This is a genomic window from Actinomadura madurae (genome assembly GCF_047130825.1).
GTDB classification, from domain to species: Bacteria; Actinomycetota; Actinomycetes; order Streptosporangiales; family Streptosporangiaceae; genus Spirillospora; species Spirillospora madurae.
On record NZ_CP083237.1, the window covers coordinates 10159733 to 10175922 of the forward strand.

The 16190-nt window shown below is 73.6% G+C and carries 17 protein-coding genes; 10 read left to right on the forward strand and 7 right to left on the reverse strand.

Going from position 1 to position 16190, the window contains the following annotated elements:
• Nucleotides 1-13 precede the first annotated feature (13 nt).
• Nucleotides 14-1006, forward strand: coding sequence for an ArsR/SmtB family transcription factor (locus K8Z49_RS47655; RefSeq protein ID WP_075020037.1), 993 nt, complete (start codon nt 14-16; stop codon nt 1004-1006).
• On the opposite strand, the gene K8Z49_RS47660 is transcribed toward K8Z49_RS47655, so the two are convergent.
• Entirely contained in the window at nt 990-1865 is an 876-nt protein-coding gene (locus K8Z49_RS47660; RefSeq protein WP_412517178.1) for a polyphosphate polymerase domain-containing protein, read from the reverse strand. The genes K8Z49_RS47655 and K8Z49_RS47660 overlap by 17 nt on opposite strands.
• Nucleotides 1862-2488, reverse strand: a complete 627-nt coding sequence (locus K8Z49_RS47665; protein WP_412517179.1) for a DUF4956 domain-containing protein — start codon at nt 2486-2488, stop codon at nt 1862-1864. The genes K8Z49_RS47660 and K8Z49_RS47665 overlap by 4 nt, the downstream gene beginning before the upstream one ends.
• A 160-nt stretch (nt 2489-2648) precedes the next feature.
• On the opposite strand from K8Z49_RS47665, the gene K8Z49_RS47670 reads away from it, so the two are divergent.
• From K8Z49_RS47670 to K8Z49_RS47690, 5 genes are read left to right on the forward strand one after another with little or no spacing between them, the layout of a single operon-like run.
• Nucleotides 2649-2990: a hypothetical protein gene (locus K8Z49_RS47670; RefSeq protein ID WP_412517180.1), complete on the forward strand. Its 342-nt coding sequence runs from the start codon at nt 2649-2651 to the stop codon at nt 2988-2990.
• Nucleotides 2968-4464, forward strand: a complete 1497-nt coding sequence (locus tag K8Z49_RS47675; protein WP_075020040.1) for a sensor histidine kinase — start codon at nt 2968-2970, stop codon at nt 4462-4464. Before K8Z49_RS47670 ends, K8Z49_RS47675 begins: the two co-directional genes overlap by 23 nt.
• Nucleotides 4449-5108, forward strand: coding sequence for a response regulator transcription factor (locus K8Z49_RS47680; protein WP_021597197.1), 660 nt, complete (start codon nt 4449-4451; stop codon nt 5106-5108). Before K8Z49_RS47675 ends, K8Z49_RS47680 begins: the two co-directional genes overlap by 16 nt.
• Nucleotides 5109-5168: 60 nt before the next feature.
• Complete coding sequence (locus K8Z49_RS47685) at nt 5169-6629, forward strand: pentapeptide repeat-containing protein (RefSeq protein ID WP_412517181.1); 1461 nt, start codon at nt 5169-5171, stop codon at nt 6627-6629.
• Nucleotides 6630-6684: 55 nt separating this feature from the next.
• The gene (locus tag K8Z49_RS47690; RefSeq protein ID WP_412517182.1) at nt 6685-8286 is read left to right on the forward strand and encodes a hypothetical protein; all 1602 of its coding nucleotides are present in this window, start codon (nt 6685-6687) and stop codon (nt 8284-8286) included.
• Nucleotides 8287-8322: 36 nt separating this feature from the next.
• On the opposite strand, the gene K8Z49_RS47695 is transcribed toward K8Z49_RS47690, so the two are convergent.
• The 3 genes from K8Z49_RS47695 to K8Z49_RS47705 all read right to left on the reverse strand — a co-directional run bounded on the left by K8Z49_RS47695 (nt 8323) and on the right by K8Z49_RS47705 (nt 11306).
• A complete protein-coding gene (locus K8Z49_RS47695) occupies nt 8323-8892 on the reverse strand; it encodes a putative glycolipid-binding domain-containing protein (protein WP_412517183.1) in 570 nt (189 codons plus the stop codon).
• Between the two features lie 17 nt (nt 8893-8909).
• On the reverse strand, nt 8910-10343 hold the full coding sequence (locus K8Z49_RS47700) for a glycoside hydrolase family 47 protein (RefSeq protein WP_412517184.1): 1434 nt from the start codon (nt 10341-10343) through the stop codon (nt 8910-8912).
• 126 nt (nt 10344-10469) lie between these two features.
• Entirely contained in the window at nt 10470-11306 is an 837-nt protein-coding gene (locus tag K8Z49_RS47705; RefSeq protein WP_412517185.1) for an SDR family NAD(P)-dependent oxidoreductase, read from the reverse strand.
• 127 nt (nt 11307-11433) lie between these two features.
• Here K8Z49_RS47705 and K8Z49_RS47710 point away from each other — a divergent pair, with 127 nt between their 5' ends.
• From K8Z49_RS47710 to K8Z49_RS47720, 3 genes are all read left to right on the forward strand, one after another.
• The gene (locus tag K8Z49_RS47710; RefSeq protein WP_412517186.1) at nt 11434-12210 is read left to right on the forward strand and encodes an SDR family oxidoreductase; all 777 of its coding nucleotides are present in this window, start codon (nt 11434-11436) and stop codon (nt 12208-12210) included.
• Nucleotides 12211-12331: 121 nt separating this feature from the next.
• Nucleotides 12332-12814, forward strand: a complete 483-nt coding sequence (locus K8Z49_RS47715) for a SigE family RNA polymerase sigma factor (protein WP_412517187.1) — start codon at nt 12332-12334, stop codon at nt 12812-12814.
• The gene (locus K8Z49_RS47720; RefSeq protein ID WP_412517188.1) at nt 12811-13992 is read left to right on the forward strand and encodes a hypothetical protein; all 1182 of its coding nucleotides are present in this window, start codon (nt 12811-12813) and stop codon (nt 13990-13992) included. Before K8Z49_RS47715 ends, K8Z49_RS47720 begins: the two co-directional genes overlap by 4 nt.
• Here the strand turns inward: K8Z49_RS47720 and K8Z49_RS47725 are convergent.
• Entirely contained in the window at nt 13979-15583 is a 1605-nt protein-coding gene (locus tag K8Z49_RS47725) for an N-acyl-D-amino-acid deacylase family protein (RefSeq protein ID WP_412517189.1), read from the reverse strand. The two genes, K8Z49_RS47720 and K8Z49_RS47725, sit on opposite strands and share 14 nt — an antisense overlap.
• Before the next feature lie 60 nt (nt 15584-15643).
• Entirely contained in the window at nt 15644-15778 is a 135-nt protein-coding gene (locus tag K8Z49_RS47730) for an SDR family oxidoreductase (protein WP_412517190.1), read from the reverse strand.
• Nucleotides 15779-15968: 190 nt separating this feature from the next.
• Here K8Z49_RS47730 and K8Z49_RS47735 point away from each other — a divergent pair, with 190 nt between their 5' ends.
• Nucleotides 15969-16190, forward strand: a complete 222-nt coding sequence (locus tag K8Z49_RS47735) for a hypothetical protein (protein WP_412517191.1) — start codon at nt 15969-15971, stop codon at nt 16188-16190.

Below are 16190 nucleotides of genomic sequence, written 5' to 3' on the forward strand. Positions count from 1 at the left end.
AGGGAGGCGAAACATGGGGTCGTGGTGGCTGATCAACGCGGACACCCTCGCGGGCGGGCGGTTCGTCGTCTCGGCCCTGGCGGAGACGACCGCCTGCCTGCGGGCCCTGCACGCGGGGACCGCGGCGCATCCGGGGGAGCGGGCCTGGTTCGACGCCCATCTGGCCGCGTACCGGCAGGTCCTCCGGCGGGAGCCGGTCACCGCCGCGCTGCTGGAGGCGGCCCTCGGCGCCCGGACCAAGTGGAGCGCCGACTTCCTCACCCCGCCGCATCCGGGCACGGGCTCGCCGGAGTTCCACGAGGAGCTCGCGACCATCCGCCGGACCCCTGCCGAGCGGGCGCTCGCCGACCTGGAGGTCTCGCTCGGGCACCCGCTGCCCGCCGAGCTGCGCCGCCCCGACGTGCCCGAGCGGATCGCCGCCCTGCTGGAGTGGGTCTGGACGCACGCCGTCGAGCCCGACTGGGAACGCCGCCGCCGCCTCCTCGAGGCCGACGCGGTCGCGCGGGCCGGGCAGCTGAGCCGGGGCGGCTGGGCCGCCGCGCTGGACGACATGCGCCCGGGGATGCGGTGGCTCGGTGACGGCCGCCTGCAGATCACCGCGCACGACTTCCCGCCGCGCGACATCTCCGGGGCGCAGCTGCTCTTCGTCCCGGTCACGCCGCGCCTGGGGTGGGTGGCCTGGGAAGAGCCCGACCCCGACCGGTACGTGATCGTCTACCCCTGCGCGGCACCGCTGGCCGGCGCGGGCGGCACCGCCGTCCCCGAAGCGCTCGGACGGCTCCTCGGGCCGGCACGCGCGAGCGTCCTCGTCCACCTCGCGACGCCGCTGAGCACCACTCAGCTCGTCGCGCTGACCGGCCAGGGCCTCGGCTCGGTCGGCCGCCATCTCAAGGTGCTGCGCGACGCCCGCCTGGTCGACCGCCGCCGCGCCGGGCGATCCGTCCTGTACTACCGGACGGCCGCCGGGGACGCTCTCGTGGAGGCGCAGGTCAGCGGCCCGGCGTGACGCCGGCGGGCGACCCGCCGGCGCCGCGGCCGCAGGCGGGGCCGGCGGGGTCCAGCGCGTGCCCGGCGGGGTCGAAGACGGCGTCGGCGGGGTCGAAGCAGCGGCGCAGGACGCGGTGCCACGGGTTGGCGACCGCCCCCGGGTACAGGACGGCCACCGCCAGGCAGTACTTGCTGATCCTGACCGGGCGGGCGCCCATCCGGCGCAGCAGCCGGTCGGCCGGGGCGTCCACCGCCGCCGACTTGGACTCCACCAGCAGCCAGTCGTCGCGGCCCCAAGCCCGCGCGCCCGGCCGGGTGCAGACGAGCCCGAAGTCGAGCGTGACGCGCCCGGTGCCGCGGCGCTGGGCGAGCGTCAGCCGCCGGTACGACGTGGTCGCCGAGGAGACCAGGGGGGCGGGCGGGTTCATCCGGTAGGCGGCCAGCAGCGTCTCCCAGAGGAAGTCCTCGGCGGGCGGCGTGATCCGCGTGCGGCAGGCCGGGTCGTACGGCATCCGGCGCTTGTCGGTGGCATCGCGCGCCCCGTTCACCTTCACCTCGAACATGCACTCGTCGCTGTCCAGGTACGTCCGGGTGCGGATCTTGAACCGCCGGCGCCGGTCCTGCACGTGCTGCCGGTAGGTGAGCAGGCCGGGGGTGTCGAAGTAGGTCGAGGTGTACCGGAACGTGCGCAGCCCGCCGATCTCCAGCACCGCGTGCGTCCCGGCGATCCTGTCGAGCAGTTCGGGCGCCAGCCGCGCCGGGAGGATGTACTTGCGGTCCATGCGGAGCTGCAGCGCCGACCGGGCCAGCACGCCGTCGAGCCCGATGGCGGGCAGGCGCGCCGCGGCGGCGCCGATCAGCGCGGCGGTGTCCGTCACGTGGTGCTCCCCGGCAGCGAGTCCTCCGGGCCGGAGGCCCTGGTGGCCGGCACGCGGACGGTCTCGCGCCGCGGGGCGCGGGGCAGGAAGCGCACGTCCACCACCGTGATGTCCCGGACGTAGTCGACCTCGATCACCGAGTGCCGCAGCAGCGTGCCGCCGAGCCGGTTCTCCAGGTCGGCGCGCAGCGCCCCCTCGTGGGGGTGCACGACGTCCAGCGTCACGACGCGCTGCACCGTGCGGGGCGGCAACCGGGGATGGTCCGCCACGTACATGACGCCGAGCAGCACCGCGTCCAGCGGGAGCGCCACCCACGGGGCCTGGGCCGCCAGGCCGTTGACCAGGCCGAGGGCGAGCGAGACGAAGTAGTAGCCGACCTCCTCCTGGGTCAGCGCGCTGGACCGCAGCCGGATGATCGACAGCACCCCGAACAGGCCGAAGCCGATCGCGAGGTCCGCCCGCTGGACGAGCAGCAGCGTCACGACCGTGAAGACGCCGGCGTTGACCGAGACGTAGGCGAGCCGCAGGTCCCGCCGGTAGTGCCGGTAGAAGTAGATCAGGTGCGCGAGGATCGTGATCGCGACCAGGTCCACGGCCAGGCCGTAGATGACGTCAGTGCGCACGGTTACCCCTCTGGACGGCGGATTCCTGCTCAGGGGAGACTCCCCCCGCCCGGTGAGATCACCATGAGATGACCATGAGAGCACTTTCATCCGCACACGATGAGAGGGTTCTCATCGCCGCGGCGTCGTGAGCGGCGGGCCACCGGGAGATAGTTGCCCCATGGCCACCCGCGCGGCGATCGCCGGCATGACGGCGGCGGCCATGGCCACCCTCGGCCTCGCCGCCGGATTCGCCCACGCCCAGAACTCGCATCCGCCGCGGCTCGGCGACACCGTCCAGGTGTCCCCGCCGCCCGCGTCCCGCGGCCGTGCCCCGGCCGCCTCCCGCCCGGCGAGGGCGCCCGCCGGGCCCGCCGGGCCCGCCGGGCCCGCCGATCCCGCCCGCTCCGCCCGCCCCGCGCCGCGGCAGGACGTCCGGGCGGCCCCGTCGCCGGTGCCGCCGGCCAGCGACGACGATGACGAGGTGGAGGTGGAGGCCGATGACCGCGATGCCGACGACTGAGGGCGCGCGGGAGGTCCGCCGCGGCCTGAGCGCCCGCGCCCGCATCGTCGGCTGGATGCTGCTGCTGGTCGCGCTGGCGCTCGGCGGGTCGGTGTCGGTCACCTGGTCGGTGCTGTCGGCCCGCCTGGACGACCGGATCGCCGCCGAACTGGGGCACGAGGCCGAGAAGCTGCGCGAGTACGCCCACAACGGCGCCGACCCGGCGACCGGACGCCCGGTCCGGGACGTCCGCGCGCTGCTCACCGGCTACCTGGGGCACAACCTCCCGGACGACGGCGAGACGTTCTTCACCGTCGTCGACGGCCGCGCCGACCGCCGCAGCCCCTACCCGCCGCCCGCCAGGCTCGACCACGACGCCGCGTTCATCGCCCGGGTCGCCGGCGCGGACCGGCCCGTCCACGGGTGGGCGGACAGCGCGGCGGGACGCGTCCGGTACGCCGCCATCCCGGTGCGGATGAAGGGCGACCCCGCCCGCGCCGCCCTGGTCGTCGCCGAGTTCCGCGACGCGCAGCGGGACGAGGTGGCCGAGACGACGCGGGTCCTCGCCGTCACCGCGTTCGGCGCGCTCGCCGTCGCCGGGCTGGCCGGCTGGCTGATCGCGGGGCGGGTGCTGGCGCCGATCCGGATGGTGCGCCGGACGGCGGAGCGGATCGGCGCGTCCGACCTGGCCCGGCGGCTGGAGGTGCGCGGCACCGACGACGTCTCCGCCCTGGCCTCGACGTTCAACGTGATGCTCGACCGGCTGGAGGCGTCCTTCGCCGCGCAGCGCCGGTTCGTCGACGACGCGGGGCACGAGCTGCGCACGCCGCTGACGGTGATCCGGGGCCATCTGGAGCTGATGGGCGACGACCCCGGCGAGCGCGCCGAGACGCGCGAGCTGCTCATCGACGAGCTCGACCGGATGAACCGCATCGTCGACGACCTGCTGATCCTGGCCAAGGCCGAGCGCTCGGACTTCCTCACCCAGTCCGAGGTCGACCTGGCCGACCTCACGGTCGAGACGGTCGCCAAGGCGCGCGGGCTGGGCGCGCGGCGGTGGCGGGTGGGCGAGGTGGCGGAAGTGCGGGTCATCGCCGACCGGCAGCGGCTCACCCAGGCGCTCATGCAGCTGGCCGCCAACGCCGTCCAGCACACCGTCCCGGACGACACCATCGAGGTCGGCTCGGCGGTGCACGGCTCGGTGGTGACGCTGTGGGTCCGCGACACCGGTCCGGGCGTGGCGGAGGAGGACGCCGCGCGCATCTTCGGCCGGTTCGTCCGCGGCGTGCCGGGCCCCCGGCCGACCGAGGGCGCCGGCCTCGGGCTGGCCATCGTCGCCTCGATCGCCCGCGCCCACGGCGGCGGCGCCCGGGTCGAGCACCCGGCCGGCGGGGGCGCCCGCTTCGTCCTGGAGCTGCCCCTGTGCATCCCGCAGGGCGAGCCGCTCGCCCTGGACGCCGAGCCCAGGGAGGAGGCCGCATGGGCCGGATCCTGATCGCCGAGGACGAGCCGCGCATCACCTCGTTCCTGGAGAAGGGCCTCGGCGGCGCCGGCTTCCGCACCGCCGTGGCGGCCGACGGGATCACCGCCTACGAGCTGGCCCGCGGCGGCGCGTTCAACCTGATGATCCTGGACGTCGGCCTGCCGCTGCGCGACGGGTTCACCGTCCTGCGCCGGCTCCGCGAGGAGCGCGTCACGCTCCCGGTCATCATCCTCACCGCCCGCGACGGGGTGGCCGACACCGTCGCGGGGCTGGAGGGCGGCGCCGACGACTACATCGCGAAACCGTTCGCCTTCGCCGAGCTCCTCGCCCGGGTGCGGCTGCGGCTGCGCGCCGACGGGGCGCGCGAGCCGACGCTGCTGCGGGTCGGCGACCTCGTGCTGGACCTGCGCACCCGCCGGGCCCACGTGCCGGGCCGGACCGTCGAGCTGACCTCCCGGGAGTTCGCCCTCGCCGAGATGTTCTGCCGCAACCCCGACCAGGTGCTGACCCGCGAGCAGATGCTGGCGCACGTGTGGGGCTTCGACTTCGATCCCGGCTCCAACGTGGTGGACGTCTACGTCCGCTATCTGCGCCGCAAGCTCGGGGCCGACCGCTTCGAGACGGTCCGCGGCACCGGCTACCGCCTGCGCCTCTAGGCCCCGCGGGCGAATGGCGGAACGGCCCCTCCGGGCGGCCGCCGCCGCTAGGCTCTGGCCGTGGAGGAGCCTTCGGCCGCCTACAGGGCGGCACTCGGCCGGCTCGAAGCCGCCGCGCCGGGCACGCGACGCGCGGAGGTCGACGCGCTGATCGCGCACGCGGAGACCGATCCCGAGCGGCGGCAACCGGTCACGGACGCCGTCTGCTCATGGCTGCGCACCCCGCCGGCGGACGGTGCCGCGGCCGGGGAGCGCCACGCGGTGCTGCAACCGCTCATCGACCGGCTGCGCGCCGGTGGCCCCGCTCCCTGGGACGACATCAGCGTGGACCTGTCGGGCTGCACGCTCGGCGATGCCGACTTCAGCGGCTGCCGGCTCGACGCCGCCGAGTTCGCCGACACCCGCTTCCACGGCACCGCGGTCTTCGCCGGCGCGGCGTTCGCAGACGCCGCGTTCCAGCGCGCGGTCTTCTACGGCGACGCCGTCTTCACCGGGGCGCGTTTCGGCGGCGACGCGGAGTTCGGCCGGGCGCGGTTCCGCCGGCGGGCGGACTTCACCGGCGCGGTGTTCTCCGGGACGGCCTGGTTCGGCCGGGGCGCCGACACCTGGTGGGACGACGACGAGGCCTGGGAGACGGTCGAGGAGATCGATCCGGCGCCGTGGGAGGAGCCGAACGAGGACGACCCGAACTGGCCCGTCGCGGTGCTCATCGAGGACTACCAGGACTGGGAGGAGGGCGGCGACGGCGCCCGGTTCCTCGGCGACGCGTCGTTCCGCGACGTCCGCTTCGACGGCCCCGCCTGGTTCCACTACGCCCGCTTCGGCGCGGCGGCGACGTTCGCCGGTGCGCGATTCGCCGGACGCGCCCACCTCGACCAGCCCGCGGTCGACCTCACCGGGGCGTATTGGGGCGGCGACACCGGTGACGGCGAGTCGGTGTGGCCGCTCGGCTGGACCACGCGACCGGTCACGGCCGGGGCGCGGGACGGCGCCGCGGACCTGGTGCCGGACGCCTCGGTGGCGCCGTACACCGGGCAGCTCGCCGACCCCGACCCGGAGGTCCGGTCGGCCGGGCTCCAGATCCTGGCCCGGCTCGGTGACGACCGGCCCGAGGTGCGGCAGCGCGTCGTGGCCACTTTGTGCGCTTTCCTGCGGATCCCCCTCCCGTTCGACCTGCGCGTGGACGGCCGCGCACCCGAGCAGGACGCGCTGCTGCGGCTGCGGCGGGAAGCGCAGCGGACGCTCGCCGAACGGCTCCGGCCCGGCCCCGGTCAGTGGAAGGGCATGGACGTGTGGCTCTGCGGTGCCACGTTCGTCGACCTGGACTTCAGCGGCTGCGAAGCCGACTACGCCGACTTCGCCGGCGCTCAGTTCCACGGCACGACCCGGTTCGACGGCAGCGGCTTCGACCACGCGGTCTTCACCTTGGACGGGTCATCCGGTCGGGCCAGCTTCCACGGCGACGTGGTGTTCGGGACCGACCCGCCCGGCGACGTCGTCCTGCACGGCACGGCCACGTGACCGCGCCACGGACCGAGATCGCGTAAACCGCTTCGCCTCCTGGCCCGTCACCCATGTGACGGATGTCACCGAGCGAACGGGGATCCCGGTGGGACGCGACGGGCTGGCAGTGGTGACCGCGGCGTTGGCGGTCGCGGCGGTGACGGTGGTGGCGGCGCCCGGAGCGGCGGTCGCGGGAGTGCCCGGCCGGGCGGCGGCGTGCACCCCGCAGGGCCCCGACTTCAACGGGGACCGGTGCGGCGACGTCGTGGTCGGTGACCCCGATGCCGCCGTGGGGGGAGTGCCGGGGGCCGGGCGGATCACCGTGCTCTACGGCGCGGAGGGCGATCCGGGGACGGGTGAGCGGGCCGTGCTGGCGCAGGGAGGGCCGGGGGTCGGCGAGAGCCCCGAGTCCGGCGACGGGTTCGGCGCCGTCATCCGGACGATGGACGTCGACTTCGACGACCGCACCGATCTCGTGGTGGGCGTGCCCTCGGAGTCCGCCGGCGATGCCGATGACGCGGGGATCATCCAGGTGATCTTCGGATCGGCCGACGGGCTGGGCGGCGGCCGCGCGGGGATCGTGCTCCGGCAGGGCACCCACGGCATACCCGGCGGCCCCGAAGCGGGTGACCGGTTCGGCGCCGGGCTCGCCGTCAACAGGACCAGCGGCGACTTCCGGCCCGCCCCCGCGCTCGCGTTCGGCGTGCCCGGCGAGGACGTGGGGAGCGTCGCGGACGCCGGCGCCGCGGGCGTCGTGACGTTCGACGGGGACACCGGCGACGTCGCGACCGTCGCCGCGCTCACGCAGGACAGCCCGGGCATCGGCGGCGGCGTGGAGGCCGGTGACGGGTTCGGCGCCGCGGTCGAACTGTTCCAGGGGCCCGGCGGCTTCAGTTGCAGCGTCACCGGCGTCGAGGGCTACACGCTGGTCGTGGGGGCGCCGGGCGAGGATCTGAGCGGCGACCGGGATGCCGGCATGGTGCATCTGGCCAGAGATCTGAGCAGCGACACGCCCCTGACGCAGGACTCTCCGGGAGTGGACGGCGCCACGGAACCCGGCGACCAGTTCGGTGCCCGCCTCGCGCTCGATTCATTCTGCGAGCACGACGGTCCGTCGCACGTCACGCTGGCGGTCGGCGTCCCGCTGGAGGACATCGGCTCGGCGGGCGACGCCGGGATGGTCCACCTGTTCGCCACGGACGACGACGAACTGCCGCTGCCCCAGCGGTGGAGCGTCACCCAGGACAGCGCCGATGTCGCCGGGACCGCCGAGACCGGGGACCAGTTCGGGTCCGTGCTCGAACTCGGCGGTCCGTGGCGGGACGGCCTCGGCGAGCCGCTGGTGGTCGGCGTCCCCCGTGAGGACGTCGGCACCGCCGCGGACGCCGGCAGAGTGCAGATCTTCGGCGAGGCGGCGAGCGCGCCCGGAAACGGCGACGTCTCCCTCACCCAGGAGAGCATCGGACAGGTCCCGCAGGCCGGGGACCATTTCGGCGCCGCGCTCTCCAGCCGTTACGGCCAGGTGCTCGTCGCGACCCCCGATGACGTGACCTACGGCAAGGGCGCCGTGCATGGAATCCCGTGGCCGGGCACGTCCGGGACGCCCCTGCTCTTCGTCCCGGGCCAGGGCGGGATCCCCGCGGACGCCGTCCGCTTCGGGGCGGCTCTGGCCTGAGCCGCCCGTTCCGGGCGGGTCATGCGTGCCGTCGGGTCACTGGATACGGGTGGCGATGCCGGGGTAGTCGAGGATGAGGCCGTGCCGGTCGTAGACCAGGCGGCAGGCGAAGTCGAAGACGGGTGCGGCGTAGTCGTAGTGCTCTTCGCTGGAACGGGAGTAGGTCTGTTCCAGACGGTCCACGTCCAGCCCGACCGCGCGGACGTAGGCCGCCGGTGCGTCGACCGGCCGCTCGTCGGGGAAGCGCAACCGGTGCACCGGGAAGGTGTTGGTCATCGCCGACGCCTCCAGGTCCAGGTCGAGGCACCCCTGCAAGTGGGGTGCGGCGACCCCGCCGATCCGCCAGTTCCCCGCACCGTCGGCCTCGATCTCCGTGACGGTGGCGGAGCCGCCGCTGCGCCCGGTGATCCGCGCGGACCTGGTCAGCCACGAGGTGTCCAGCTGGATCGCGTAGTCCACGACCCAGGACACGCCGTCCTCCGTCGCCGCCGTGGTGCCCGTGACCCGGGCACCACGAGCGTCGACGGAGAAGAACGCGACCTCGAACCCTGCGCGAGCCCCCTCGTGCCGCCAGGACGCGACCGAGGGCAGAGCGGCGAACGACATGCCGGTAAGGGTAAGCCTCAGCGTCGGCGAAGTCCGCGGAAAGCGTTGCCCTCCGTGGAGAGGTAGTTGTTCCGGTAGTCGAAGCGCGGGGCCTTGGCGAACATGAGGTACCAGTACTTCATCTGCTCCGACCACCAGTAACCCGACGTGAGATCGCCGTGCTTCACGGGCGAGGTGGTGACGTCGTCGATGATGGTCCACCCGTTCGGGACGCGGGAGTGCTTCTTCTGCCGCAGGTAGTAGTCGTACGCGAGCTTTCGGTACCGCTCCGACGCGTGCCGGCCCGGCCCTTCGACCAGCCACAGGTTGAAACAGGAGTCGACGTACTCGGGCCGCAGCTGGTTGCCCTTCGCGGTCGCGGCACCGGACGTGGGGTCATAGCCCTCGGGAAGCACCGGGAACCGGTCGAGCACCGAGGTCCACGAGGCGAGGTAGGCGTCGCCGAGCCGCCGATGGCCGCTCTGGCCGAGAAGGCCGGCGTAGAACGAGCCGAGTTCGGACTGCTCGGCCGTGACCTGCTCGGCGTCGTCCTTGTCGACCTGGGCGAACCACACGTGACCGTTGATGGTGGTGGCCTCGTGCTTGATGATGGCCCGGGTCAGCATCCGGTACAGGTCGCGGAACTCGGTGTCGCCGAACAGATCCCAGGCGTCCCAGACGTACTCGTAGAACGAGTCGACCGGCGGGTGGACGGTCGCGGTGTCGTTGACCCACTCCCCGGTCTCGACATTGATCTCCGTGCCGAGGAGGTCCAGGTCGGAACGCCGCTCGATGACGGCCTTCATCGCCTTCCTGGCCGCCCGGTGGTACCTGCGGTCGCCGGTCAGCCGGGAGAGCGTGCCGAACTCGGTGATGATGGTGCCGACCTCCGCCAGCGGGTTGGTCGCCCCGCTGATCTCGCCCGTGCTCGGGTTGACGAAGCGGTACGGGATGCCGGTCGGCGACCGGTCGAAGCAGGGCATGAGGATGTCGGCGATCTGCTTGGCGTGCCGGAGCAGCGCCCGCTCACCGGTGGCCAGGTAGCCGGACAGCAGGCCGCCCACCATCCGGATATTGGTCTCGAAAACCTGGACATCGGCGTTGACGGCGGAGAAATCGAGATTCTCCTTCACCCAGGCGACGCCCTCGGCCAGTTCGTCGTCCAGCTCCATCAGGTAGAGCGTGTCGAGGGCCTCGACAATGGTCAGCCCCACGGGATGCTCTTGGTCGAAGAATTCGCTGTGCCCGCCGCTCACCGGCAGCAGGTGATCGTGGCCCCAGGCGAGCCGCTTGTAAGAGTTCCACGTGTGCAGCATTTCGCGGCGCACGTCCCTGGCCACCGGGCGCCAGTCCTTCGGACGGCCGGGGGAGAGCCGTTCCGCGTGGGCGGGCGCCGGGATCGCGCCTGCGGCGACCAGGCCCGCCGTGGCGGTGAGAACACTTCTGCGGGTGAGGGAATGGCGGGATCGCACTGCGCACCGTCCGGTGTACGACAACGTTGTCAATCACGTCACTCGTATCACCGCGGGGGGAAGATGACCATCAGCGTGGCCACATACGGCCCCTGCGACGGACGGTGCGAATTCGCAGAAGTGTGGCTATTGGAGCAGGCCCAGGTCGGTGACGAGCTTGGGTGCCCGGATGACGCGGCCGAGGTATTCGTCCGCGGCGGGATCCGTGACGAGCCAGACGACGGCCGCCGCCGGCACCTCCTCGGGTGTCGGCTCGAACCCCTTCTCCCGCAGGGGGCCGAGCCCGCCGCGCGCCGCGCCGGCCTCGGTGACGACGAAGCCCGGGTCGAGGTTGAAGGCCCGGATCCCGCGCCCGAGGCACTCGGCGTTGATCGCTCCGGCGAGCCGACCGAACGCCGCCTTGGACGCCGAGTACGCGACGCCCCACCCGCCCTCGCCGGGAGGGCCCGGCGGGTCGCTGGCCGCCGACCCCGAGCACAGGTCGACGATCGTCCCGGCGCCGTGGTCGAGCATCGCCGGAAGCACGACCTGCAGGAGCGCGATCTGGTTCAGGTAGTTGCCGGTGACCGTTCGCTCGGCGACGGTCAGGTCCAGGTCCAGGAACCGCTCGTGGGTGCCCGCGACATGTGCCATCGCGTTGTTGACCAGGACGTCCACCCGCCCCCACGCGTCCAGGACCGTCCGGGCCGCGGCGGTGACGCTCCCGCGGTCGAGCAGGTCCATCCGGACGGGGAGGGCCCGCGCCCCGAGCGCCTCGATCTCCGCCCGTGTCCGCGCCAGGCTCCCGGGGACGGGGATCGCCTCCGCCAGGCCGTGCCGGGGAGGGACCCGGCCCGTCCCCTCGTCGACGGTCCGCGCGGTGAACGCGACGTCGTGCCCGGCGGCGGCGAGCGCGAGCGCCGTCCGCCGGCCGATGCCCCGGCTCGCCTCTGTCACCAGCGCGACCGGTCTCCGTGCCGCCATCCCACGATCACAGCCGCACTCCGGGCGGGCGCGCCGCGCGACTCCCGCTCAGCGGGAGGAACGGGGGACCTCCCGGTGATCGGGACGGTCCAGTCGTACGCGCCCGGGCCGCGGCTACCGTGCCGCCATGGCACGCACCATCGCCGTCAGCGGCGCGGCCTCCGGCATCGGCAAGGCCCTCACCGAGATTCTCCGGGAAGCGGGCGACACCGTCATCGGCATCGACCTGCACCGCACCGACGTGTGCGCCGACCTCGGCGTCCCGGACGGCCGGGCGCGCGCGGTCGAGGAGACGCTGGAGAAGGCGGGCGGGCGGCTCGACGCCGCCGTGGCCTGCGCCGGCGTCTCCGACTTCACCGTCACGCCGGTCAAGGTGAACTTCTTCGGCGCCGTCGACCTGCTGGAGGGGCTGCGTCCCCTCCTCGCGGAGGCCGAGGCGCCGCGCGCCGCGGTGGTCGCCTCGATCTCCGGCACGCACCCGGTGGACGGCGACGTCGTCCGCGCCTGCCTCGACCGCGACGAGCCGGCGGCGATCGCGGCGGCGGCGAAGATCGAGGAGAGCGGCGCCGGCGGCCTGCTGTACCCGTCGTCGAAGTCGGCCCTCGCCCAGTGGCTGCGCCGCGCCTGCACCACCCCCGAGTGGGCGGGCGCGGGCATCCCGCTGAACGCGATCGCGCCGGGCGTCGTCAGGACGCCGATGACCAGGCCGCTGTTCGAGGACGAGGCCATGCTGGAGATCATGAACGAGGCCGTCCCGATGCCGCTGAACGGCCACGCCGGACCGGAGGTGATCGCCGAGGCGCTCCGCTGGCTGGTCTCCACGGTCAACACCCACATGACCGGCCAGGTCATCTACGTGGACGGCGGCGCCGAGGCCACCCTCCGCGACCCGTCGCACTTCTGAACACGCCCGCGGAAAGTTCCGCGGCGCAGGCATAGTGGCGAGCCTCCGGAGGCGTCTCAGAGACGACATCATTTCGGAGGTGACGATGGATGCCGCCACAGAGCGACATTTCCGTGAGTTCGTGACATCGAGATCGGCGGCGCTGATGCGCCTGGCGTACCTGCTCGCCGGGGGCGACCAGCACGCGGCGGAGGACGTCCTGCAGATCGCCCTGGCGAAGACGGCCGCTCGCTGGACCGCCGTGGAGAACCCGGAGGCCTACGTACGGCGGGTGATGTACCGGCAGCAGGCCAGCTTCCGGCGGCTCAAGTGGAAGCAGCGCGAGACGCAGCGGGGGGTTCTGCCCGAGGAGATCGCACGGGACGACATATCGGCGGTCGATCTGAAGCTCGCCGTCCGCGGCGCCCTGGCCCGCCTCACTCCCCGGCAGCGGATGGTGCTGGCGCTCCGCTTCCTGGAGGACCGGCCCGAGGCGGAGGTGGCGCAGATCCTCGGATGCAGCATCGGCACGGTGCGCAGCACGACCCACCGCTCGCTCGCGCGCCTGCGCCGGCTGGCTCCCGAACTGAACGAATCCGAACTGGCCGAGGAGGTCGGGCGATGAAGGCGGAGCCGATCGTCAAGAGCGCGTGCGAGGACTGGGCCGCGGAGGCGCGCGTCCCCGCCGACCTGGCCGACCGGGCGCTGCGCGCACGCCCCCGGCGCCGTCCGCTCAGGATGGCGCTGACGGGAGGGGCGACCGCGCTCCTCGTCGGTGCGGCGGCCGTGGCCGTCGTCTCCTCCGCCGGCGGCCCGGCCCAGCGGCACCGGCCCTCGGCACCCGCGTTCGAACCGGTGGCCCTGTCGTCGGACACGACGCTGCGCACGGATCCGGGCAGCGCTTTCCCGCGCCACCTCGTCGCCGCCGGGCACACGGCCGTGGCCGCCTACTTCACCTTCCGCACGCACACGGACGACGGCCGGCGGACGCTCGAACGCACGTGGCACCTGTACAACCCGTCGACCGGTACATACGAGCGGACCCGCTGGGCGTACGTCAGCGTCGCCCCCGGCATGGCGCGGGCGGCCGTCCTGCAAGGGCCCCTCCCCACGACCAGGGTCGGGGTGCTCGACATGAGGACGCAGAAGGTCACCGACTGGATCCCGGTCGACCACCCCGTCGGCGGAGCGGCCTGGTCGCCCGACGGTCGCCGGCTGCTAATGACCGCCTATGACAAGAACCCCGACGTCCAGGCCGATCCGGGCGCGTCTCCCAGAACCGGCTACTACCTCGCCGAAAGCGCGTCCAGGCCGGGCGCGTTCCACCCCATGCCGCCCCTGCGCGACAATCCGAACGCCCGGCAGGACCTGGGGTGGAGCCGGGACGGAACCCTGATCTGGGCGCCCACCGCGACCGTGCCGACCAAGGTCTTCTTCACCCCGTCCGGTGAGCGGCGGCCGGCGCCCGCGCACGAGGCCGACTACTGGGACGACGAAGAGGCCGGCCTGTCCCCGAACGGCACCCTGCTGCCCACGGACGGTCCGAGGCCCGGCCCGGCCGTCACCATCACGAACGTGGTCACCGGGAAGAAGGCGGCGGTGCTCCCGATCGAGCAGGCCAAGGCCTGGGCGGACGATCAGCGGCTGTTCGCGATCGGCTGCGACCCGCGGAAGTGCACGGGCAAGCACGAGTTCCGCAACCGGCTGCTCCTGGTCGACCTGAGGGGCAAGATCACCCCTCTCACCGGGTACCGCAGGTCGGACCGGGACGGGTCCTGGGTTCCGGTGTTCACTCACCGCTGACGGCGCGCCGGGTGCCGCGCCCTTGGCGGCACCCGGCTCTGAGCACCCGCCCGTGCCGCTCGCCGCAGAAGGCCGAGTCGTCCACGACGACGCGTCCGGCGAGGAGCACGTACGGGATGCCGTCGGGAGTGACCGCGGGGTCCTCGTAGGTTCCGCCGTGGCCCACGGTCCCGGGGTCGAAGACGGCGACGTCGGCGATCGCGCCGGGGCCGAGCCACCCGCGCCCCGCCAGGCCGAACTGCCGCGCCGTCGCGGACGTCATCTTGCGCACGGCCTCCGGCCATGACACGACGCCCAGCTCGCGGACGTAGGCGCCGAGGAAGCGCGGGAAGGACCCCCACGTGCGGGGATGCCCGTAGTCTCCCGGGACGCCGTTGTCGCTCCCGACGGCGATCAGCGGGTCGGCCATGATCGTGCGCACGTCGTCCTCCGCCATGAGCGTGATCACCATGGCGGCGCCCGGGTCGGCGTCGACCATGGCGCACAGGACGTCCCACGGGTCGAGGCCGCCGGCGAGCCGCTCCAGCGTCCTGCCCACGAGTTTCGCGTCGGCGTGGGCCGTGACGAGGATGTCCGACGGTGCCGCCGACCGCCAGAGCCCGACGCCGGCCGTGGTGGACGGGTCCTCGGCCGCCTCTCGCAGGCGCCGCCGCTCGTCCGGATCGCGCAGGCGGGCGCGCAGCGCGGCGACACCGCCGGCGTGCGCGGCGGCGGGAAGCAGCGCGGCCAGCCCGGTGCCGCCGGCCAGGTACGGGTACTGGTCCCCGCGGACGTCCACTCCGGCGACGCGCGCGCCGTGCAGCTTGTCTAGCAGTAGTCGTGCCTTCCCGTGACTGGCCCGGCCTGCGGCCTTGCAGTGCGAGACCTGCAGACGAACCTGCGCGCGGGACGCGACCTCGATCGCCTCGTCGAGCGCGGCCAGGAGGGCCTCGCCCTCGTCCCGCATGTGCGTGGCGTAGACGCGGTTCCACCGGTGCGCCACCGTGGCCAGCGCCACGAGCTCGCCGGTGGCGGCGTAGGCGCCGGGGGTGTAGATGAGACCGCTCGACAGGCCGACCGCTCCCGCGGCGAAGGACTCGTCCGCCAGACGGGACATCTCTTCCAGGCCGCCCGCGGGGAGCCGCGGCTCCATGCCGGCCACGGACATCCACAGCATGCCGTGGCCGACCATGGCGGCCATGTGGTTCGTGAGCCCCGCCGCCTCGATCTCGTCGAGATAGTCCCCGAACTTCCGCACGCGTGGTTCCGCGCCGCCGGACAGGTTGCTCAACTTGGTCCGCGCCTCCGGCAGCGCCCGCTCGGTCAGCGGGGCGAACGAGAGCCCGCAGTTGCCCACGATCTCGGTCGTCACCCCTTGGAACAGCTTGAACGGTTGCGGCTCAGGCAGTACAGGGACCATGTCGGAGTGGGAATGGGCGTCGATGAACCCCGGCGCCACCATCAGCCCGCCGACGTCGATGACCCGGCGCGCCGCGCCCACGCCCCGGCCCACGGCCACGACCCGGTCCCCGTCGATCGCGACATCGGCCGTCCGGGGCTCCGTGCCCAGCCCGTCATGGACGCTCCCGCCCCGCAGCACCACGTCGTGCATTGAAGACCTCCCAGTCCTTACGGTCCCCCGAACCGCCCGCACAGGTCCACAGGCGGGGCGTCACATGGTGAATCCGCCGTCGCAGACGAGGGTCTGGCCGGTGATGTAGTCGGACTCCGGAACGCACAGCAGGGAGACGGCGCCGGCCGCTTCCCGCGGGGAGCCGGCCCGGCCGAGCGGGGTCATGCGCTCCATGGCGGAGAGGGGGCGGCGCGCTCATCGACGAGGGGGCGACCGACTACGGCGGTGCGTGGGTGGTGAACCCGTCCGGCGGCTCTCATCTCCAAGGGCCACCCTCTGGGGGCCACGGGGCTCGGCGGCGCATGCGTCGTGACGATGTACAGGAAGATCGCCGCCGGCGCCCAGGACGCGGCATGGTGAGGGGATGAGCGAACTCCAGATCGTCCGGCCGAACACCTGGACCCCGCTGCTCGGCACGGACGTCGAGGTTCTGGTCGCGGACGTCGCCGACGATGTGCGCGTGGAGGCCGAGATGTACCGCAACGACCGTGGCGAGCAGCTCGTCGAGTTCTCCCTCACGACGGACTCCGCGACCAGGATCGTTCTCCGCGCCCCGAGCACCGCGCCGACGTGGCCCGACGACTAG